At 68.2% G+C, this 19,709-nt stretch carries 19 protein-coding genes; 13 read left to right on the top strand and 6 right to left on the bottom strand.

Annotated elements, in window-relative coordinates:
• Positions 1–7: 7 nt before the first annotated feature.
• Positions 8–1,279, bottom strand: coding sequence for an MFS transporter (locus VK92_RS23180; RefSeq protein ID WP_048021790.1), 1,272 nt, complete (start codon positions 1,277–1,279; stop codon positions 8–10).
• A gap of 472 nt (positions 1,280–1,751) precedes the next feature.
• On the opposite strand from VK92_RS23180, the gene VK92_RS23175 reads away from it, so the two are divergent.
• The 8 genes from VK92_RS23175 (at position 1,752) to VK92_RS23140 (ending at position 11,146) form a co-directional block, all read left to right on the top strand.
• On the top strand, positions 1,752–2,696 hold the full coding sequence (locus tag VK92_RS23175) for a MurR/RpiR family transcriptional regulator (RefSeq protein ID WP_048021792.1): 945 nt from the start codon (positions 1,752–1,754) through the stop codon (positions 2,694–2,696).
• The gene (locus VK92_RS23170) at positions 2,693–3,694 is read left to right on the top strand and encodes an isoaspartyl peptidase/L-asparaginase family protein (protein WP_048021794.1); all 1,002 of its coding nucleotides are present in this window, start codon (positions 2,693–2,695) and stop codon (positions 3,692–3,694) included. The genes VK92_RS23175 and VK92_RS23170 overlap by 4 nt, the downstream gene beginning before the upstream one ends.
• 29 nt (positions 3,695–3,723) lie before the next feature.
• On the top strand, positions 3,724–5,649 hold the full coding sequence (locus VK92_RS23165) for a dipeptide ABC transporter ATP-binding protein (RefSeq protein ID WP_048021796.1): 1,926 nt from the start codon (positions 3,724–3,726) through the stop codon (positions 5,647–5,649).
• A 127-nt stretch (positions 5,650–5,776) separates the two neighbouring features.
• Complete coding sequence (gene gsiB / locus VK92_RS23160) at positions 5,777–7,339, top strand: glutathione ABC transporter substrate-binding protein GsiB (RefSeq protein WP_048021797.1); 1,563 nt, start codon at positions 5,777–5,779, stop codon at positions 7,337–7,339.
• Between the two features lie 79 nt (positions 7,340–7,418).
• On the top strand, positions 7,419–8,339 hold the full coding sequence (gsiC, locus tag VK92_RS23155; protein ID WP_048021799.1) for a glutathione ABC transporter permease GsiC: 921 nt from the start codon (positions 7,419–7,421) through the stop codon (positions 8,337–8,339).
• 7 nt (positions 8,340–8,346) lie between these two features.
• Positions 8,347–9,240, top strand: coding sequence for a glutathione ABC transporter permease GsiD (gene gsiD, locus VK92_RS23150; protein ID WP_021156639.1), 894 nt, complete (start codon positions 8,347–8,349; stop codon positions 9,238–9,240).
• Entirely contained in the window at positions 9,240–10,322 is a 1,083-nt protein-coding gene (locus VK92_RS23145; protein WP_048021801.1) for a DmpA family aminopeptidase, read from the top strand. The genes gsiD and VK92_RS23145 overlap by 1 nt, the downstream gene beginning before the upstream one ends.
• Positions 10,319–11,146, top strand: coding sequence for a M55 family metallopeptidase (locus VK92_RS23140; RefSeq protein WP_048021802.1), 828 nt, complete (start codon positions 10,319–10,321; stop codon positions 11,144–11,146). The genes VK92_RS23145 and VK92_RS23140 overlap by 4 nt, the downstream gene beginning before the upstream one ends.
• A gap of 35 nt (positions 11,147–11,181) precedes the next feature.
• On the opposite strand, the gene VK92_RS23135 is transcribed toward VK92_RS23140, so the two are convergent.
• Positions 11,182–11,961, bottom strand: a complete 780-nt coding sequence (locus tag VK92_RS23135) for an alpha/beta fold hydrolase (protein WP_048021804.1) — start codon at positions 11,959–11,961, stop codon at positions 11,182–11,184.
• Positions 11,962–12,104: 143 nt separating this feature from the next.
• Here VK92_RS23135 and VK92_RS23130 point away from each other — a divergent pair, with 143 nt between their 5' ends.
• Entirely contained in the window at positions 12,105–12,884 is a 780-nt protein-coding gene (locus VK92_RS23130) for an AraC family transcriptional regulator (RefSeq protein WP_027791368.1), read from the top strand.
• Positions 12,885–13,340: 456 nt separating this feature from the next.
• Here VK92_RS23130 and pcaG read toward each other — a convergent pair whose 3' ends face one another.
• The 3 genes from pcaG to VK92_RS23115 form a co-directional block, all read right to left on the bottom strand.
• Positions 13,341–13,934, bottom strand: a complete 594-nt coding sequence (pcaG, locus tag VK92_RS23125; RefSeq protein ID WP_021159511.1) for a protocatechuate 3,4-dioxygenase subunit alpha — start codon at positions 13,932–13,934, stop codon at positions 13,341–13,343.
• Positions 13,935–13,937: 3 nt separating this feature from the next.
• The gene (gene pcaH, locus VK92_RS23120) at positions 13,938–14,645 is read right to left on the bottom strand and encodes a protocatechuate 3,4-dioxygenase subunit beta (protein ID WP_021159510.1); all 708 of its coding nucleotides are present in this window, start codon (positions 14,643–14,645) and stop codon (positions 13,938–13,940) included.
• A 274-nt stretch (positions 14,646–14,919) separates the two neighbouring features.
• Positions 14,920–15,495: a YiiX/YebB-like N1pC/P60 family cysteine hydrolase gene (locus VK92_RS23115; RefSeq protein WP_048021935.1), complete on the bottom strand. Its 576-nt coding sequence runs from the start codon at positions 15,493–15,495 to the stop codon at positions 14,920–14,922.
• Between the two features lie 120 nt (positions 15,496–15,615).
• Between VK92_RS23115 and VK92_RS23110 the strand changes: the two genes are divergently transcribed.
• From VK92_RS23110 to VK92_RS23095, 4 genes are all read left to right on the top strand, one after another.
• Entirely contained in the window at positions 15,616–16,353 is a 738-nt protein-coding gene (locus VK92_RS23110) for a helix-turn-helix domain-containing protein (protein ID WP_021159507.1), read from the top strand.
• A 77-nt stretch (positions 16,354–16,430) separates the two neighbouring features.
• Positions 16,431–17,417 (top strand): pca operon transcription factor PcaQ, encoded by a 987-nt coding sequence (gene pcaQ / locus VK92_RS23105; RefSeq protein WP_021159506.1) that lies wholly within the window; start codon positions 16,431–16,433, stop codon positions 17,415–17,417.
• A 127-nt stretch (positions 17,418–17,544) separates the two neighbouring features.
• Entirely contained in the window at positions 17,545–17,904 is a 360-nt protein-coding gene (locus VK92_RS23100; protein WP_048021937.1) for a type II toxin-antitoxin system RelE/ParE family toxin, read from the top strand.
• A gap of 73 nt (positions 17,905–17,977) precedes the next feature.
• Positions 17,978–18,274, top strand: a complete 297-nt coding sequence (locus tag VK92_RS23095; protein ID WP_042975052.1) for an XRE family transcriptional regulator — start codon at positions 17,978–17,980, stop codon at positions 18,272–18,274.
• Between the two features lie 143 nt (positions 18,275–18,417).
• Here the strand turns inward: VK92_RS23095 and VK92_RS23090 are convergent, their stop codons facing one another.
• On the bottom strand, positions 18,418–19,692 hold the full coding sequence (locus VK92_RS23090) for an APC family permease (RefSeq protein WP_048021806.1): 1,275 nt from the start codon (positions 19,690–19,692) through the stop codon (positions 18,418–18,420).
• Positions 19,693–19,709 lie beyond the last annotated feature (17 nt).

Below are 19,709 nucleotides of genomic sequence, written 5' to 3'. Positions count from 1 at the left end.
GCGACGGTCAGGCGTGCCGTGCGAGCAGGCGTTCCTGCTTCGACTGCCCGCGGATCAGCACCGCGAGCAGCGTGACACCGATGATGTCGAACAGGCCGAGGCACGCGAACAGCGGCGCGTAGCCGATCTTGTCGGCGAGCGCGCCGACCAGCAGCGAGAAACCGAGCCCGCCGATCCACGCGGCCATCCCGGCGAAGCCGCTCGCGGTGCCGACTTCCTCGGAATCGAACACGTCGGCCGACAGCGTGTTGACGAGCGCGGAGATCATCTGGTGCGCGAAGCCGCCGACGCAGAACAGCGCGATGGCCGTGTACGGCGACGACACGAGCCCGATCATCGCGGGCCCGAGCATCAGCACCGCGCCGAGCGCGACGCCGGCGACGCGCGACCACACCAGCGGCAGCCTGAACCGCTTCGCGAGATACGGCGACAGGTAACCGCCCGCGATGCCGCCGGCGTCGGCCGCGAGAAACGGCATCCACGCGAAGATCGCGATCTGCGTGAGCGGCATGTGGCGCTCGGTCGCGAGGTACAGCGGAATCCAGAAGCTGAAGGTCTGCCACGCAGGCTCGGCGAAGAAACGCGGCAGCGCGATGGCCCAGAAGCGCCGCGCGGTGACGACGTCGCGAATGCGGCGCTTCGACACGGGCGGCATCGTCGCCTGGCCGTCGCGGATCAGCGCGCGCTCCTGCGGCGTGATGCGCGGATGGTCGGCGGGCGACCGGTATTGCGTGTACCAGAGCGCCGCCCACAGGAAACCGAGCGCGCCGGTGGCCATGAACGCGGCCTGCCAGCCGAACCGCATCGACAGGAACACGACGAGCGGCGGCGCGATCGCGGCGCCGAGCGACGTGCCCGCGTTGAAATAGCCGACCGCGACGGATTTTTCGCGATCGGGAAACCATTCCGCAACCGCCTTCATCCCCGACGGAATCGCGGCGGCTTCGAACAGGCCCAGGAGGCCGCGCAGGATGCCGAGCGACAGCCAGCCCGATGCGAAGCCGTGCGCGACGCCGACCACCGACCACAGCATCGCGAACAGCGCGAACCCGAGCCGCAGGCCGATCAGGTCGACGATGAATCCGCATACCGGCTGCATGATCGTGTAGCCGATCTGGAACGCGCCGACGATGTACGAGTACTGCTGCGTGGAGATCGCGAACACCTGCTTGAGTTCGGGCGCGAGCACCGCGAGGGAATTCCGTGCGAGGTAGTTGAGGATCGTGCCGAGACATACGAGCACGATGATCCACCAGCGCAACGCCTTGACTGTCTTCACTGCTGTCTCCTGTCGGGCAGGGCCGGCGCGCGGCGCCGGACCGATCCATGACGACCATCCGTTGAGGATGGCCTGTTTCGCTTTATTTGTACGATGTCCGATCTTGATGGGCGCCAGCTTTCCCGGTTTGGCGCGGAATGATGGCATTCAAGCGAACACTTCGCCGTCATCGAAGTCCGAAGTTATCTGACGACTGATCATTTTCGAACATCCTATGTTCGAATTCGAATCCGGTCAACGCGAAATTGCATTCGAACGAACTTGCTCGGGGTTTTCCCGATGGGCGGGCGCAGGCGGCGTACGCGCAGACCTGCGGCAATCACATGCCAAAGGCCCGTGCGGCGGGGCTGTGCGGGCATCGGGCGATCGCGGGTCGCGGGAACGGAACGTGACAACGCTGATGAAAATTTATTTCTTTTCGCGACATGGATTGTGTAAATTCATTTCCATCATTCTTTCAACGACCCTTCGCATGACGTCTCTCTCTCCGCACGATGCCAGTCACGACGAACCCGCGATCGCCGAACGGATCGCGTCGGCGATGCCGTTGATGACGCCGATCCATCGGCGCATGGGCGAGTTCGTGCTCGCGAATCCGTTCCGCGCGGCGACGATGCGTATCGACGAACTCGCGCAGGCCGTGAATGCGTCGATCGCGACCGCGAACCGTTTCGCGAAGGCGCTCGGTTTCGACGGCTATCCGGCGATGCGCGCGGCGCTCGTGCGCGGCTTCGAGGCGACGCTCGGGCCGGTCGAGCGGTTGCGTTCCGCGCAGGAGCAGGAGTCCGGGGTACGCGGTGCCGCATGGATCGACGCGGTATTCGACCAGGCCGTCGCGAACATCGAGAACACGCGCGCGCAACTGGACGCGGCCGATGTCGAGGCCGCGGTCGAGGCGATCGTCGGCGCGCGGCGCGTGCTGATCCTCGGCGCGGGGTCGAGCGCGTTCCTCACCGGGCTGATGGAGCACGGGCTGTCCGTCTGCCACGACAACGTGCAGTCGCTCGCGCTGCTCGGCGGCCCGTCGCACGCGGCTCGGCGGCTCTATACGGCCGACTCGCGCGATCTCGTGATCGCGCTCGCGTTTCCGCGCTACGTGAAGGACACGATCGAACTGGCCCGCCGCGCGGCGGCGCGCGGTGCACGCGTACTCGGTATCTCCGACGGCCCGCAATCGCCGCTGGCGCCGATCGCGTCGCTCAACCTGTACGTCAAGGCCGAACGGCGCTTCGCGGCCACGTCGGAAGCAGCCGTGCTCACGATGATCGAGGCGCTGATCGACGCGGTCGCGCTGCGCACGCACCGGTCCGCGAAATCCGCCGCCGAGATGACCGAATTCCTGCTGCCGTGGCTCATGCAGCCGCAAGCGACACAGCCGGCCGCCAACCCTTCTTCCCACCGTCCGAAAAAAACATGACTTCACCCGCGATCGTTGCGATTCACGGCGGCGCAGGCACGATCCTGCGCGATGCGATGGATTCCGACACCGAACGTCAGTACCGCGCCGAACTGACCGCGATCCTGACGGCCGCCCAGCAGGTGCTGGCCGACGGCGGCAGCGCGCTCGACGCCGTCACCGTCGCGGTGCGGATGCTCGAGGACTGTCCGTTGTTCAACGCCGGGCGCGGTGCCGTCTATACGGCCGAAGGCAAGCACGAACTCGACGCGGCGGTCATGGATGGCGCGACGCTCGGCGCGGGTGCGATCTGCTGCGCGACGCGCGTGCGCAATCCGGTGCTCGCCGCGCGGCGCGTGATGGAGGCGAGCGAACACGTGCTGTTCGCCGGCGCGGGGGCCGATGCGTTCGCGGCCGCACAGGGGCTCGAACTCGCGGAGCCCGGCTATTTCGACACCGAAGCGCGTCACGCGCAGTGGGTCAAGGCGCGCACGGCAGCCGGCGCGATGCTCGACCATGACGCGGCGACGTTCGCGTTCGGCAAATCACAGTCGCAGCCGCAGCCGGCCGAGCCGCTCGATCCGGATCGCAAGCACGGCACGGTCGGCGCGGTCGCGTGCGACCGGTACGGCCACATCGCGGCGGCGACGTCGACGGGCGGCATCACGAACAAGCAGCCGGGGCGTGTCGGCGATTCGCCGATCATCGGCGCAGGCTGCTATGCGGACGATGCGACCTGCGCGGTGTCGGCGACGGGCACCGGCGAGATGTTCATCCGGCTCGCGACCGCGCATGACGTTGCCGCGCAGATCGCGTATCGCGGCGCGTCGCTCGCCGATGCCGCGCACGACGTCGTGATGAACAAGCTGCCGCGCCTTGCGGGCCGCGGCGGGATCATCGCGGTCGACGCGCAGGGCAACGTTGCGATGCCGTTCAACACCGAAGGGATGTACCGCGGTTACGCGCGCGTCGGTGAAGCGCCGGTGGTCGGCATCTATCGCGACGACGACACCGCCTGATCCCGGCCAGCACGAAGAGGAGAGCCACGATGACTTCGAGCCGTAACCCGTCCGGCCTGGTGCTGCCCGAGCAGCGCGTGGTGGCCGTCGACGACCTGTCGGTCACGTTCCGCCGCGAAGGCGCGACGTTCGACGCGGTGCGCAACGTGTCGTTTCACGTCGATCGCGGCGAGACGCTCGCGATCGTCGGCGAATCGGGCTCGGGCAAGTCGGTCACGTCGCTCGCGCTGATGCGGCTCGTCGAACACGGCGGCGGCGCGATCACGAACGGCCGGATCGCGTTCCGCCGGCGCGGCGGCGCGCTCGTCGATCTTGCGCAGGCAAGCGGTGCGACGATGCGCGGCATACGCGGCGCGGACATCGCGATGATCTTCCAGGAGCCGATGACGTCGCTGAACCCGGTGTTTACGGTCGGCGACCAGATCAGCGAGGCGATCGCGCTGCATCAGTCGAAGAGTGCATCGGAAGCGCGTGCGGAGACGCTGCGGCTGCTCGAACTCGTGCGCATTCCGGAGGCGCGCCGCGTGTTCGCGCGTTATCCGCACCAGTTGTCGGGCGGGATGCGGCAGCGCGTGATGATCGCGATGGCGCTGTCGTGCCGGCCCGCGCTGCTGATCGCCGACGAGCCGACGACCGCGCTCGACGTGACGATCCAGGCGCAGATCCTGCAGCTGGTGCGCGGGCTGCAGGACGAAATGAACATGGGCGTGATCTTCATCACGCACGACATGGGCGTGGTGGCCGAAGTGGCCGACCGCGTGCTCGTGATGTATCGCGGCGAGAAGGTCGAGGAGGGCGAGTCGGATCGCATCTTCGCGGCGCCCGCGCATCGCTATACGCGGGCGTTGCTCGCGGCCGTGCCGAAGCTCGGCTCGATGCAGGGCACCGACGCGCCCGAGAAATTCCCGCTGCTGAAGGTGGAGGGCGCAAACACGACAGCACCGGCGGCATCGCCGGTGCCCGCATCGGCGCCCGCACCGGCGGCGAAAGACGATGCGCAGCCGGGCTTAGATCGATCCGCGTCGCCGATCCTGCGCGTGCGCGATCTCGTGACGCGCTTCCCGGTGAAGACCGGCGTGTTCGGCCGCGTATCGCAATACGTGCATGCGGTCGAGCGTGTGAGCTTCGAGTTGCGCGCGGGCGAGACGCTCGCGCTGGTCGGCGAATCGGGCTGCGGCAAGTCGACCACCGGCCGCTCGCTGCTGCGCCTCGTCGAATCGCAGAGCGGCTCGATCGAGTTCGACGGCCGCGACATCAGCGCGCTGAAAGGCCCCGACCTGCAGGCGCTGCGCCGGAACATCCAGTTCATCTTCCAGGACCCGTTCGCGTCGCTGAACCCGCGCCTGACCGTCGGTTTCTCGATCATGGAGCCGTTGCTCGTGCACGGTGTCGCGAGCGGCCGCGACGCGCAGGCGCGGGTCGACTGGCTGCTCGACAAGGTCGGCCTGCCGCCCGAGGCCGCGCGTCGTTATCCGCATGAATTCTCGGGCGGCCAGCGCCAGCGGATCGCGATCGCGCGCGCGCTCGCGCTGAACCCGAAGGTCGTGATCGCCGACGAATCGGTGTCGGCGCTCGACGTGTCGGTGCAGGCGCAGATCGTCAACCTGATGCTCGACCTGCAGCGCGAACTCGGCGTCGCGTACCTGTTCATCTCGCACGACATGGCCGTCGTCGAGCGCATCAGCCATCGCGTCGCGGTGATGTATCTCGGCCAGATCGTCGAGATCGGCCCGCGCCGCGCGGTGTTCGAGGCGCCGCAGCATCCGTACACGAAGAAGCTGATGAGCGCGGTGCCGGTGGCCGACCCCGCGCGCCGGCACGCCCCGCGCCAGCTCGCGGCGGACGAAATCCCGAGCCCGATCCGCGCGGCCGGCGACGAGCCGGTGGTCGCGCCGCTCGTCGCGGTCGGCCCCGATCACTACGTCGCGACGCACCGCGTCGGCGGCGCGTACTGAACACGCGCAGGTTGCCATGGACCGCAGCTGCGCACGAGCGAGGCAACGACGCATTTTCCCCGAGCGGGCGCCGTCCCGCCGCGACTCTCACCACGCGTTATCGAATCACCCACAGGAGCCCAGCAAGATGAACAAGCCGTATTCGTTCCCGATGTTCCGTCCACGCGCACTGCTCGCAGCGGGTGCCGGCGCGCTCGCGCTGTCGGCCGCGGTGCCCGCGTTCGCGCAGCAGACCGCGGTGATGGCGGTGGATTCGACGTTCACGACGATGGACCCGTACGACGCGAACGACACGGTGTCGCAGGCCGTCGTCAAGTCGTTCTACCAGGGGCTGTTCGGCTTCGACAAGGACATGAAGCTCGTCAACGTGCTGGCAACCGGCTACGACGCGAGCCCGGATGCGAAGACCTACACGATCAAGCTGCGCCAGGGCGTGAAGTTCCACGACGGCACCGATTTCAACGCGGCGGCCGTGAAGGCGAACTTCGACCGCGTGACCGATCCCGCGAACCACCTGAAGCGCTACAACATGTTCCGCGTGATCGAGAAGACCGAAGTGGTCGATCCGTACACGGTGAAGATCACGCTGCGCGAGCCGTTCTCCGCGCTGATCAACACGCTCGCGCACCCGTCGGCCGTGATGATCTCGCCGGCCGCGCTGAAGAAGTGGGGCCGCGACATCGCGCTGCATCCGGTCGGCACGGGGCCGTTCGAGTTCGTCGAATGGAAGCAGACCGACGACCTGAAGGTGAAGAAGTTCGCCGGCTACTGGAAGAAGGGTTACCCGAAGATCGACGCGATCGACTGGAAGCCGGTGGTCGACAACAACACGCGCGCGGCGCTGATCAAGACGGGCGAGGCCGATTTCGCGTTCCGCATTCCGTTCGAGCAGGCTGCCGACCTGAAGGGCAACCCGAAGGTCGACGTCGTGGAGCGGCCGTCGATCGTGCAGCGCTACGTGTCGCTGAACCTGCAGCAGAAACCGTTCGACAACCCGAAGGTGCGCCAGGCGCTGAACTACGCGGTGAACAAGGAAGCGCTCGCGAAGGTCGCGTTCGCCGGCTTCGCGACGCCGTCCACCGGCGTGGTGCCGCAGGGCGTCGACTACGCGACGAAGCCGGGCCCGTGGCCGTACGACCCGGCGAAGGCGCGCGCGCTGCTGAAGGAGGCCGGTTACCCGAACGGCTTCGAGACGACGCTGTGGTCCGCCTATAACAACTCGACGTCGCAGAAGGCGATCCAGTTCGTGCAGCAGCAGCTCGCGCAGGTCGGCGTGAAGGTGCAGGTGCAGGCGCTGGAAGCCGGCGAGCGCGTCGCGAAGGTCGAGAGCGCGCCGGATCCGGCGAAGGCGCCGGTGCGGATGTACTACATCGGCTGGTCGTCGTCGACCGGCGAGGCGAACTGGGCGATCACGCCGCTGCTCGCCGGCGCGTCGGCGCCGCCGAAGCTCCTGAATACCGCGTACTACAAGAACGACACGGTCGACGGCGATCTCTCGAAGGCACTGGAGACGGTCGACCGCTCGAAGAAGGCCGAGCTCTACGCCGATGCGCAGAAGCAGATCTGGGCCGATGCGCCGTGGATCTTCCTCGTGCAGGAGAAGATCGTGTATGCGCGCAGCAAGCGGCTTCAGGGTGCGTACGTGATGCCGGACGGCTCGTTCAACTTCGACGAAATCTCGCTGAAATGACAGTGGTGATGACGGCGGTTCGTCCGCCACGCGGTGCCGGCGGTGCAAGCCGCCGGCACGCTGATTCGATCGGTGCCCCATGCTGAATTTTCTCGTCAAACGCCTGTTCGGCCTGCTGCCCACGCTCGCGATCGTCGCGGTGCTGGTGTTCCTGTTCGTCCACCTGCTGCCGGGCGACCCGGCGCGGCTCGCGGCCGGGCCCGAAGCCGACGACGCGACGGTCGCGCTGGTGCGCACCGATCTCGGCCTCGACCGGCCGCTGCCCGCGCAGTTCGTGAACTTCTTCGTGAAGATCGCGCACGGCGATTTCGGCCTGTCGACCCGCAGCAAGCGGCCGGTATCGACCGAGATCGGCGAGCGCTTCATGCCGACGCTGATGCTGACGCTCGTCAGCATGGCGTGGGCGACGGCCTTCGGCATGGCGATCGGCATCGCGTCGGCGGTGTGGCGCAACCGCTGGCCGGACCGCCTCGGCATGACGCTCGCGGTGTCGGGCATCTCGTTTCCCGCATTCGCGCTCGGCATGCTGCTGATGGAGATTTTCTCGGTGAAGCTCGGCTGGCTGCCGGTCGTGCCGGACGGTTCGTGGCGGAGCTACGTGCTGCCGTCGCTGACGCTCGGCGCCGCGGTCGCGGCCGTGATGGCGCGCTTCACGCGCGCGTCGTTCGTCGAGGTGCTGAACGAGGATTTCGTGCGCACCGCGCGCGCGAAAGGCGTGCATGAGCCGATGGTGGTGCTCAAGCACTGCCTGCGCAACGCGATGATCCCGGTCGTCACGATGATGGGGCTGCAGTTCGGCTTCCTGCTGGGCGGCTCGATCGTCGTCGAGGTCGTGTTCAACTGGCCGGGGCTCGGGCGCCTGCTCGTCGATGCCGTGACGATGCGCGACTACCCCGTGATCCAGGCGATCGTGTTGCTGTTTTCACTCGAATTCATCCTGATCAACCTGACCGTCGACGTGCTGTACGCGGTCATCAACCCGACCATCCGGTTCAAGTGAGGCGCGCATGAACGCGACTGTCCAGACCGCGGCGCCGGCCGCACCCACCGCGATCCGCACGCCGTGGCGCGAATTCTGGCGCAAGTTCCGCAAGCAGACCGTCGCGCTCGTCGCGGGCGGCTTCGTGCTGGCGCTCGTCGTGCTGGCGTTCGTCGGCCCGCACGTCGTGCCGTTCGATCCGGAGAACTATTTCGACTACGACGCACTGAACGCGGGGCCGTCGGCCGTGCACTGGTTCGGCGTCGATTCGCTCGGCCGCGACATCTTCAGCCGGATCATCACGGGCACGCGCATCTCGCTCGCGGCCGGCTTCTTCTCCGTCGCGCTCGGCGCGGTGATCGGCACGTTCTTCGGGCTGCTCGCCGGCTACTACGAAGGCTGGTGGGACCGCATCACGATGCGCGTGGCCGACGTGCTGTTCGCGTTCCCGGGCATCCTGCTCGCGATCGGCGTGGTCGCGATCCTCGGCAACGGGATGGTCAACGTGATCTGCGCGGTCGCGATCTTCAGCATCCCGGCATTCGCGCGGCTCGTGCGCGGCAACACGCTGATGCTCAAGCACATGACCTATGTCGAGGCCGCGCGCAGCATCGGCGCGTCGGACTGGACGATCATCATGCGGCACATCCTGCCGGGCACCGTGTCGTCGGTCGTCGTCTACTTCACGATGCGGATCGGCACGTCGATCATCACGGCCGCGAGCCTGTCGTTCCTCGGGCTCGGTGCGCAGCCGCCGACGCCGGAGTGGGGCGCGATGCTCAACGAGGCGCGCGCGGACATGGTGACGGCGCCGCACATCGCGATCTTCCCGAGCCTCGCGATCTTCCTGACCGTGCTCGCGTTCAACCTGCTCGGCGACGGGCTGCGCGACGCGCTCGACCCGAAGCTGGAGCGCCGCTGATGCGCATCGCACCGATGTGGACGGCAGCGTTGCCGGCCGGGCCGCGCGGCACGATCGCCGACGTGCCGGGCGTGACGGTCGGCCATTGCACGCTCGATGCCGGCAACGTGCAGACGGGCGTGACCGTCGTGAAGCCGCATCCGGGCGACGTGTACCGCAGCAAGGTGCCGGCCGGGGCCGCCGTGATCAACGGCTTCGGCAAGAGCGTCGGGCTCGTGCAGGTCGACGAGCTCGGCACGCTCGAGACGCCGATCGCGCTGACCAATACGTTTGGCGTCGGCGCGCTCGCGCATGCGCAGATCCGCGCGGCGATCGCGGCGAATCCGCAGATCGGCCGCGACTGGCCGACGGTCAACCCGCTCGTGTTCGAGTGCAACGACGGTTATCTGAACGATATCCAGGCGTTCGCGGTCACGGCCGCGCATTACGACGACGCGTGCCGCGCGGCGTCGCGTGACGTCGCGCGCGGCGCGGTGGGGGCCGGGCGCGGGATGTCGTGCTTCGACCTGAAGGGCGGGATCGGTTCGGCGTCGCGCGTTGCGGTCGCGGCCGGCCGGCCCTATACGGTCGGCGCACTCGTGCTCGCGAATTTCGGCCGGCTGCCGATGCTGACGCTCGGCGGCGTGCCGCTCGGGCGCATCGTCGCGCAACGGCGCGCGGCCGAGGCCGCGCACGCGGCGCCACCCGAGCAGGGCTCGATCATCCTGTTGCTGGCCACCGATGCGCCGCTCGACGCGCGGCAACTGTCGCGGCTCGCGCGCCGTGCGGGCGCGGGACTGGCCCGCACGGGTTCGGTCTACGGGCACGGCAGCGGCGACATCGCGCTCGCCTTCTCCACCGCCTACACGATCGCGCACGACGCGTCGACCATCGCGCTGCCGGCCCTCGTCGCCGATGCGGCGCTCGATCCGCTGTTCATGGCGGCCGCCGAAAGCGTCGAGCACGCCATCGCCGATGCGTTGCTGCAGGCCGTGACGGTGGCCGGGCGCGACGGTCACGTGCGGCAATCGCTGCGCGACGCGGTGCCCGATCTCGATCGCCTGTTCAACGAAGGCCACGAAGGACGTCTTATCCAGTCATGAAGATCCTGATTTCGACCGACATCGAAGGCGTCGCCGGCGTGTTCGCCACCGAGCAGACGCGCGCCGGCAATCCGGAATACGAACGGGCGCGGCGCTGGATGACCGCCGAGGCGAATGCGGCGATCGAAGGCGCGTTCATGGGCGGCGCGCAGGCCGTGTGGGTCAACGATTCGCACGGCGGTTTCCGCAACCTGCTGCCCGACGGGCTCGATGCGCGTGCGCGTGTCGTGCTCGGCAAGCCGCGCATGCTCGGGATGATGGCGGGCCTCGAACAGCAGCCCGACCTCGTGTTCATGATCGGCTATCACGCGAAATCGCAGACGCGCGGCATCCTCGCGCACACGATCAACAGCTTCGCGTTCACGCAGGTGTGGCTGAACGGCGTCGAGCTCGGCGAAGCCGGGCTGTACGGCGCGCTGGCCCGCGAATACGGCGCGCACGTCGCGCTGGCCTCCGGCGACGACGTGTTCGCGGAAGAAACGCAGCCGCTGTTTCCGGATGCGCATGTCGAGACGGTCAAGACGGCCGGCGGCGCATCGAGCGGCGATACGCTCACGCCCGCCGCGTCGTGTGCGCGGATCGCAGCCGCCGCGCGCGCGACGGTCGCGCAGGCACTGTCGGCAGGCGTGCGCGCCGGTGCCCGCCGCCCCACGCCGGCCGCCTGCACGTTGCGCGTGCAGACGGCGGCGCTGGCCGACCTGTTCTGCGTGCTGCCGTCGCTGGAGCGCGTCGATGCGGTGACGCTGCGCTTCGACGGGCCTTCGGTCGAGCACGTGGTGCGCACGTTGAACAGCCTGTCTGCGATGTCGTTCATGCTGCGGTGATGCGTGCCGCGGCGATGTCGCCGGCGTGCGACCGGTCAATGGGCGGCTGCAGGGCTCGCTGTCACGGCAAGCAGGAACGTTTCCATGGCCGCGACCAGCGCGAGCGGTGTCTCGTTCATCGGATAGTGGCCCGCATTGCGCAACACGTCGACGGTGGCGAGCGGGTAGCGACGCAGGTAAGTGCGGGCCATCAGCGCCGCGTCGAACGCCGGATCGTGCTCGCCGATCAGCACTTTCACCGGATGGGTGCCGGCGATCTCGTGGCTGAAATCCGTATCGGCCCACGCGCGGAAGTACGCGCCGAACGCCGGCGGCGACGAACGGGCTGCCGAATACGCGGCTTTCCACGCGATCCAGGCGGCGGGCAGCCGGCCGCCGGTGCTGCGATCGATGATGGTTTGGCGATCGGCGACGTGGTCGGCGGCCCGCTCGAATAGCGCGCGTTTCTCCGCGTCGAACGGCAGGCCGCCGCAAGGCACGGGCGTGACCGGCACGAGCGCGCGCACCCGGTCGGGCGCGATGACGGCGATTTTCTCGGCCGCCATCGCCCCCATCGAGTGGCCGACGACGCTGAAGGTCGGGAATTCGAGTGCGTCGGCAAGCGCGAGCGCGTCGGCGGCGATCTCGTCGATCGTGTAGTCGCCGGCTGTGTCGCGCATGCGGCCGTAACCGCGGTAGTCCATGAATACATAGCTGAAACGCTCACGCGACAGCCACGCTTCGACGGGTTCGAACGCGTGGGCGTCGCCGAACCAGCCGGGCAGTACAAGAACAGGGTGGGGGCCGTCCCCCACGCGATGAAACGTATTCGGCATGTCCGCTCCGATGCAGTGGTATTCCGGCCGATCAGGCCGACGGGTCTTGCGGCCGCGAGGTCGCGCAAGGGGTGGAGCGGATCGTAGATCGCGCGAAGGAGACCCGCCTTCGATATCGGGTCATTGATGATGGAATTCGGGCCGTGAGAAATACGCTGCTAGATCCCTACGAACACATTCCGCGAAGCGTGGTCGTGACCGCGAACGACTACGCGGCGGGTACGACGTTTCCGGAACACGCGCACGTGCGCGGGCAATTCGCGTTCGCGTCGCGCGGCACGATCAGCGTGTCGACGCCGCACGGGCGCTGGCTGGTGCCGCCGCAGCGCGCGTGCTGGGTGCCGGCCGGCGTGCGGCACGAAATGACGATGACCGGGCCGGTCACGATGCTCAACACGTTCGTGTCCGGCGACGCCGCGCTCGAAGCGGGCCTGCCCGAGCAATGCGGCGTCTATGGCGTATCGGCGCTGCTGCGGCAACTGATCGACGATGCGATCGACCTGCCGGCCCTGTACGACGTCGACGGGCGCGCGGGCAAGCTGATGGCGCTGCTGGTCGCGGAAATCGCGACGATGCCGCGCCTGTCGCTGCATGCGCCGCTGCCGGCCGACGCGAGGCTGGCGAAGGTGTGCCGGCACCTGCTCGCGTCGCCGTCGATCGCGGCCGATCTCGACCAGGTGGCCGCCGATGCCGGCGTGAGCCGGCGCACGTTCACGCGGCAGTTTCGCGCGCAGACGGGCGTGAGTTTTGCCGCATGGCGCCAGCAGGTGTGCATGCTCGCGGCGATCGCCCGCCTGAGCGACGGGCAGCCGGTCACGCGCGTCGCGCTCGATCTCGGGTACGCGAGCGCCAGCGCGTTCACGTCGGCGTTTCGCCGCATTCTGGGCGATACGCCGAGCCGCTATCTGGAGATTCGGCGCTGACCGGAAGGCATCCGCGGCACCACGCCGATGTGCGGGTCTCCGCAAAAAAATACGCGTCTGCCAACTTCGGTCAGACGCGCTTAAAGGCACCCGGTCAGAAAAAATGCGTGCATGGCCCGGTGGGCCGATGTCGCGCATGGCATGCGTAATTATTGCCGATCCTGATTTAATTCCGTTTGAGTGTTGCGGATAACGCAGCATACGCCGCATAACGCGCAAACGATATCCTGCCGGGGCGACGATTCATGTGCAGTCGCAGCATGCGTTTCAATCGCGCGTTCGATACGGGGGCGGCAGGCCCTGACGCCGGGCATCGATGACCGTGGCCTGGCGCGCTGCGCCGCAGCATCGAATGATGGCGCCTGAACACGAAAAACGCCGCGTGGCGCGATGCCTGTCGGTATCGCGCCACGCGGCGTTGCGGTAGCGGGCGAAGCCGGCGTGCGCCGGCTCGCGTCACACGTCGAAGAACACCGTTTCGTCGGGCCCCTGCATGCGGATGTCGAAGCGGTAGACGACCGGGCGGCCCGGTTGCGCGTCGCGTTTCGCGACGAGCGTCGCGCGACGCTCGGCGGGCACCGCGTTCAGCACCGGGTCGGCTGCGTTCGCGGCGGCTTCGTCGTCGAAATACACGCGTGTGAACGCATGGGTGAGGATCCCGCGCATCATCACGGTCACGTTGATGTGCGGCGCCTCGCCGGCGGTGAGGCGGCCCGGCTTCACCGTCTCGACGACGAAGCGCTGCTGCGCATCGGTGCCGGTGCCGACCCGCGCGAAGCCCGTGAAGCCGGATTTCGCGATGTCGTCGCGCGACGCCGGGTAACGGCCCGCGCTGTCCACCTGCGTGAATTCGAGCACCGCGTCGCCAACGACGTTGCCGTCGCCGTCGAACACCTGGCCGACCAGCAGCACGTGCTCGCCTTCGGCGTGTGCCGCGGCGATCGTCGGCGTGAACAGGCTTTTCAGGTCGTAGCCGTATTGCTGCGGGCACAGGCCGTATGCGAAGTACGGGCCGACTGTCTGCGAAGGGGTTTGCTTCAGCGTCGTCATGGTTCAGCGCTCCATCGGGGTAGCGTCGCGGCCGCGCAGCACGATGTCGAATTCGTAGCCGAGCGCATAGCCTTCTTCGGTGATGTCCATCGAGAAGCGCGAGATCAGGCGATCGCGCGCGGCCTCGGGCGTGCCCTGGAAGATCGGGTCGTACGCGAGCAGCGGGTCGCCGGGGAAGTACATCTGCGTGACGAGACGCGAGCCGAAGTAATCGCCGAACAGCGAGAAATGGATGTGATTCGGGCGCCACGCGTTCGGATGGTTGCCCCACGGATACGCGCCGGGCTTGATCGTCAGGAAGCGGTAGCGGCCTTCGTTGTCGGTCAGGCAGCGGCCCGCGCCGAGGAAGTTCGGGTCGAGCGGCGCGTCGTGCTGGTCGACCTTGTGCACGTAGCGGCCGGCGGCGTTCGCCTGCCACACCTCGACGAGCGTGTTGCGCACGGGCTTGCCGCCTTCGTCGAGCACGCGGCCCGTGACGACCATGCGCTCACCGAGCGGCTCGCCGTTCTTCACGGCATTCTTCGTCAGGTCGTGGTCGAGCGCGCCGAGATCCTCGGCGCCGTAGACGGGCGCGTACTGGTCGCGCAGTTTCTCCTTCAGCGGGATCAGCGGGCGGGTCGGGCCGCGCTTCACGGACGAACGGTACTCGGGGTGGATATAGGCCGGATGCGACGGCCAGTCGCGCGGCGTGAGGATCGTGGGGGAATCCATCGGGCGTCTCCTGATAGGTACTTCGCGAAGTGGATGGCAGGACTTTAGCCAATCCGGAAAGTTATGCAAAATGACCTTTTTTCGCGAATCGCATAACCGTTCGTTATGTTCGGCGCGCCAATGAAAATTCCGCCGGACAGGATGCCTGTCCGGCGGAAAAAGCGATCGGGCTTCGCGTCGTCGGTGACGACCCCGTGCACGGCCCTCCAGCCAGCCCGTCGCTGATTTTTGTGTTTTCGTTCTTGTTGTTATCTGGTCTCCCTGAGCGCGCCCTTCATGACTGACGGCCGGGATCGAACACGATCCCGTCGAATTCGAGTGACAGCGTGCCGCCGCGCAGCAGTGCCGCCGGTGTCGCGTCCCGGTCGGCGCCGAGCACGTCGCTCACGTAGTCCGCGCAGAACGCGCGCCGCGTCCGCAGGTTGAAGCGGTTGCGGAGCAGCGCGTCGATCCGCTGTTCCGCCGTTGCATGCACCCGGCGTTGCGCGTCGGCGGTCGGTGCCGCGACGCGGCGTGCCAGCGCGATGCGCCCGCCGTCGGTACGGGCGACGAAGCGCGACAGCGGCGTGAGCTTCGTCCACGCAAACCCGGATTCGGCGATCACGGGCTCGTCGCCCGACGTATCGACGACGATGCCGAAGCGATTGGCCCACGTGCCCGTCGTGCCTGTCGTGCCCGCTGCGTCGCGCGGCGCGCTCGCCGGCACGCGGATGAACACGAGATCCCCGACGTGCGCGCTGGCGGCCAGCGTGCGGATCGTGGCGAGCGGCATCGTGCGATCCGTGTCGCGTGCATTGCGCGGGGCGGTGTGGCGCGATTCGTAGGCGGCGGTTTCGGTTCGGGTGGTCATTTCGGCTCCGTCGTTCAGTGACAGCACGGAGCGGATTATGCAGACAAGTATCCGAAAGTGTTCATTTGCGTGCGCAGGTAGCCTAATATCTGACCTTGAGCATCATTTTTCGATACCAAAATGACCGAAACCGCCCAACTCATCGACATGCTGAAGCGCCAGTTGAAGGCGCAGGGCATGACCTACCGCGACGTCGCGCGGGCGCTCGACGTCTCCGAGACGAGCGTGAAGCGGCTGTTCGCCAGCGGCCGCTTCACGCTGGAGCGTGTCGTGGAGATCGCCCAGTTGCTCGGCTATACGCTCGCCGAGCTCGTGCAGGAGGCCTCCGCGTCGGCGCCGAGGCTGCGTGTGCTGACCGAGCAGCAGGAGGCGCTGCTCGTGTCGGACGACAAACTGCTGCTCGTTGCCGTCTGCGCGATCAACTACTGGACCGTGCAGGACATCGTGTCGACCTATCAGGTGACCCAGGCCGAGTGCGTGAAATACCTGCTGATGCTCGACCGGATGAACGTCGTCGCGCTGCTGCCGGGCGACCGGATTCGCGTGCGCGTCGCGCGCGATTTCGACTGGCTGCCCGGCGGGCCGATCCGCCGTTATTTCCATGCGCACGCGCTCGGCGATTTTCTCGACAGCCGCTTCGACGGCGAGGGCGAGACGATGACGTTCTCGCAGGGGATGCTGACGGAGGCCGCCGCCGCGGAGCTCGAACTGGAGTTGCGCCGGCTGCGCAGCAAGGCGGCTGCGCTGCATGCGGAATCGTCGTCCGCCCCGCTCGCGCAGAAGCACGGGACGAGCTTGCTGATCGCGAAGCGGATGTGGGAGCCGGCCGGTTTCCAGGCTCTGCGGCGTCGCGCGTGATGCTTCGTCGAACGCTTGGGGCGATCCGGAAAGTTATGCAAAATGGCGTTTCATCGTCAATCGCATAACCACTCGTTATGAATAACCGTATCGCCGACGGCCGCGTCAAGTTCCGGCACCTGCAGTGCTTTCTCGCGGTCGCGCAGCTGGGCGGCGTGCAGAAGGCGGCGGAAAGCCTGTCGATCACGCAGCCGGCCGTCTCGAAGACGATCGCCGAACTGGAGGCGATCCTCGGCGTGAAGCTGTTCGAGCGCGGCCGGCAGGGCGCGCAGCCGACCCGCGAGGCGCAGCTGTTCATGCCGCATGCGAACGCGTGCGTGCTGGCGCTGCGGCAGGGAGTCGGGCTGCTTGCGCGCGAGGGCGGAGCCGCCGCGGCGACCCTGGAAATCGGCATGCTGCCGACCGTCGCGGCGTCGCTCGCGCCTGCGTTGATGAAGGCGCTCGCCGAGCGTTGGCCGCGCGTCGTCGTGCGGATTGCGACGGCCGCGAACGCCGACCTGCTCGAGCGCCTGAAGTCGGGCGCGATCGAGTGCGCGATCGGGCGGCTGTCGGAGCCGGAGCGGATGATCGGGCTCGCGTTCGAGCAGCTGTACAACGAGCCGCTCGTCGCCGTCGTGCGTGCCGGGCATCCGCTGCTGTCAAGCGCGGCGCCGGCGGCCGAGCTCGCACGCCATCCGGTCGTGCTGCCGCCGTTCGGCACGCTGATCCGCCAGTCGGCCGAGCAGTTGCTCGGCGCCTGCGGCGCGCCGCCGCTGGATTCGTTCATCGAGGTGCTGTCGGTATCGGTCGCGCGCGCGCTGACGCTCGAAAACGATGCGGTCTGGTTCGTGCCGCTCTATGCGGCCGAATACGACCTGTCGGCCGGGGCGCTGGCACGCCTGCCGCTGCCGTCCGCGGGCACCGACGAGCCGGTCGGGCTCATCCTGCGCACCGATGCGCAGCCGTCGCCGGTCGCGCGGACGCTGATCGATGCCGTGCGCGACATCGCGCGGTCGCGGTTCGGCGATGCGCGAGCGCACCAGTCGCCACGCGCGACGCGCAAGCGGGCTCGGCGCGACGAATAACCCGGGGCGGATCGCGCGGCAAGCGCGGATCGACCGTCCCCGGCTATCGAATTGGCCGTCCGGCCAGTAGCCGTCCCGGTCGTGCTTGGCATATCGTACCGATTTTGGTACGATGGGTGTCAAGACGATGACGAGACAGCAGATCCAGGTCACGCTCGGCGTGCGGTTCTTTCAGACGGCTCGTGGCAACGAGCCGGTGCGCGAATGGTTGAAGGCGCTCGGGCAAGCGGAGCGCAGGGTGATCGGCGAAGAGATCAAGACCGTTCAACTCGGCTGGCCGCTCGGCATGCCACTGGTCCGGAAGATGGCACCGGATCTGTGGGAGATCCGCGTGGCGCTGCCGGGGCGGAGCGCCCGTGTGCTGTTTACGGTCGTCGGCGACACGATGGTCCTGCTGCACGGTTTCTTCAAGCAGTCGCGGGCCACGCCGTCGGACGATCTCGATGTCACCGTCGCGCGTCTCAAAGCGTTGACGCATGCCATCTGAATTTCCCGGTTGCGCCGGAACGCACCGTCTTCGACGGGCAGGCAGCCGGCAACGCCATGCATTGGAGTACCTCATGACGACCACGAACCATCCGCATATCGGCAGCGATTTCGATACCTTCCTCGAGGAAGACGGCAATCTCGAAGCGGCCACCGCCACCGCGATCAAGCGCGTGATCGCGTGGCAGATCGGGCAGGAAATGAAGGCGCAGCACATCACGAAAACCGCGATGGCCGCGCGGATGAAAACCAGCCGTGCCGCGCTCAACCGTCTGCTCGACGAAACCGACACGAGCCTCACGCTGGCGACGCTCGCGAGCGCAGCCGCCGCGCTCGGCAAGCGCCTCAGCTTCGCGCTGGTGCCGGCCTGACGAGCGTGAAACGGCGGCATACGGCCGGGTTCGCGACCGATGCGCACGGCGCAGTGGCCGGCGCTCCGGCCAGCGGGGCGGCCATGATTCGCCGGCGTGTCGCCGCAAGCCGGCGAATGTCGGCGCCGCGCGCAACTGCCGGGTTACCGGCGCGGTCCGGTCACCCGCAGATAAAGCAGCGCACCGCCCGCGAGCAGCAGCGGGCACAGGATGGCCCAGCCCGTCGTCAGGAACAGCCCGACAACCGCGACCAGCGAAACCCACGCACAGCGGTAAGCGATGCCGCCGCGCGGCAGCAACTTCAGCGCGGCGGCCGCACCGAGCCCATACACCATCACGAAACACCCGGACGTCACGAGCACGAGCGGTTTCGGTCCGACGTCCGAGATCGCCGTCGCGGCCAGCGCGACGGCCGCGAGCACGGCGATCACGCCGAGGCTGCGGCGCGGGACGCCGCCGACCTGGCTGCCTTGCGCGAGCCACGCGGGTAATGCACCGTCGCGCCCGAGCGCCGCGCCGAGCTTGGCCGCACCCGCGAAATACGCGTTCATCGTGCCGAGCGTGAGCAGCAGCGCGGCCGCGGCGGCGAGCACCTGTGCGTGACCGCCGATGCCGCCTGCGATCAGTTCGGCGAGCGGCGCGCCCGATGCGCCCGCGGAAGGCCCGAGCACCGTCACGCTCGCGGCGGCGACCGACAGATACAGGAACCCGACCACCACGACGGCGATCCCGGCCGAGCGCGGCATGTCGTGCGCGGGCCGTTGGAACTCGGCCGCGAGGTGCGTGATTGCTTCCCAGCCCGCGAAACTCCACACGAGCAGCGCGGCGGCCTGGCCGACCGCGAGCCAGCCGTGCGGGGCGAACGGATGCAGGTTCGCCGTGCGGGCATGCGGCGCGGAGGCGAGTACCGCCGCGAGCAGCAGCGTGACGAGCAACGCCGACAACACGAGCTGCATGCGGCCTGAAACGGTGACACCGAATGCATTCGCAGCCGATACGGTCGCGATCAGCGCGGCAGCCGTGACGACGACCGTCGTGTGCCCGCCGCCCGTGACGGCCGCGACGTACGCGCCGCCAAACATCGCGGCAGCCGGCGCGCCGGCCGGGACCGCGAAGTAGAAGCACCATCCGACGACCGCCGCGGCTTTCGGTCCGAATGCGCGCCGGGCGTAGGTCGAGACTCCGCCTGCATCGGGATAGCGCGCGCCGAGTGCGGCGAAGGTGGCCGCGAGCGGCCCGGACAACACGACCAGCGCGGCCCACGCGAGCAGGGATGCCGGGCCCGCGACCTCGGCGGCCAGCGCGGGCAGCGCGATCACGCCGGTGCCGAGCACCGCGCCGATATAGAGCGCGGTGCCCTGGAAAATGGTCAGCGAGCCCGCGTGATGAGCGGCGGGCGAGTCGGCGTGCGAGGGCATGGACAGCAGTCTCCGTA

The sequence above is a fragment of the Burkholderia sp. LK4 genome, assembly GCF_001043615.1.
GTDB classification, from domain to species: Bacteria; Pseudomonadota; Gammaproteobacteria; order Burkholderiales; family Burkholderiaceae; genus Burkholderia; species Burkholderia cepacia.
Note: the sequence above shows the minus strand (reverse complement) of the source record. Positions and strands in the feature narration are given on the sequence as shown.

What these genes read in the sequence shown, in the direction of transcription:
- pcaH (WP_021159510.1), bottom strand. Translation starts at nt 14,645, where the DNA reads ATGGATTCCCCCACGATCCTCACGCCGCGCGACTGGCCGTCGCATCCG.
- gsiC (WP_048021799.1), top strand. Translation starts at nt 7,419, where the DNA reads ATGCTGAATTTTCTCGTCAAACGCCTGTTCGGCCTGCTGCCCACGCTC.
- VK92_RS23095 (WP_042975052.1), top strand. Translation starts at nt 17,978, where the DNA reads ATGACGACCACGAACCATCCGCATATCGGCAGCGATTTCGATACCTTC.
- gsiD (WP_021156639.1), top strand. Translation starts at nt 8,347, where the DNA reads ATGAACGCGACTGTCCAGACCGCGGCGCCGGCCGCACCCACCGCGATC.
- VK92_RS23175 (WP_048021792.1), top strand. Translation starts at nt 1,752, where the DNA reads ATGACGTCTCTCTCTCCGCACGATGCCAGTCACGACGAACCCGCGATC.
- VK92_RS23145 (WP_048021801.1), top strand. Translation starts at nt 9,240, where the DNA reads ATGCGCATCGCACCGATGTGGACGGCAGCGTTGCCGGCCGGGCCGCGC.
- VK92_RS23090 (WP_048021806.1), bottom strand. Translation starts at nt 19,692, where the DNA reads ATGCCCTCGCACGCCGACTCGCCCGCCGCTCATCACGCGGGCTCGCTG.
- VK92_RS23100 (WP_048021937.1), top strand. Translation starts at nt 17,545, where the DNA reads ATGACGAGACAGCAGATCCAGGTCACGCTCGGCGTGCGGTTCTTTCAG.
- pcaQ (WP_021159506.1), top strand. Translation starts at nt 16,431, where the DNA reads ATGAATAACCGTATCGCCGACGGCCGCGTCAAGTTCCGGCACCTGCAG.
- VK92_RS23115 (WP_048021935.1), bottom strand. Translation starts at nt 15,495, where the DNA reads ATGACCACCCGAACCGAAACCGCCGCCTACGAATCGCGCCACACCGCC.
- VK92_RS23165 (WP_048021796.1), top strand. Translation starts at nt 3,724, where the DNA reads ATGACTTCGAGCCGTAACCCGTCCGGCCTGGTGCTGCCCGAGCAGCGC.
- VK92_RS23140 (WP_048021802.1), top strand. Translation starts at nt 10,319, where the DNA reads ATGAAGATCCTGATTTCGACCGACATCGAAGGCGTCGCCGGCGTGTTC.
- VK92_RS23170 (WP_048021794.1), top strand. Translation starts at nt 2,693, where the DNA reads ATGACTTCACCCGCGATCGTTGCGATTCACGGCGGCGCAGGCACGATC.
- VK92_RS23110 (WP_021159507.1), top strand. Translation starts at nt 15,616, where the DNA reads ATGACCGAAACCGCCCAACTCATCGACATGCTGAAGCGCCAGTTGAAG.
- pcaG (WP_021159511.1), bottom strand. Translation starts at nt 13,934, where the DNA reads ATGACGACGCTGAAGCAAACCCCTTCGCAGACAGTCGGCCCGTACTTC.
- gsiB (WP_048021797.1), top strand. Translation starts at nt 5,777, where the DNA reads ATGAACAAGCCGTATTCGTTCCCGATGTTCCGTCCACGCGCACTGCTC.
- VK92_RS23135 (WP_048021804.1), bottom strand. Translation starts at nt 11,961, where the DNA reads ATGCCGAATACGTTTCATCGCGTGGGGGACGGCCCCCACCCTGTTCTT.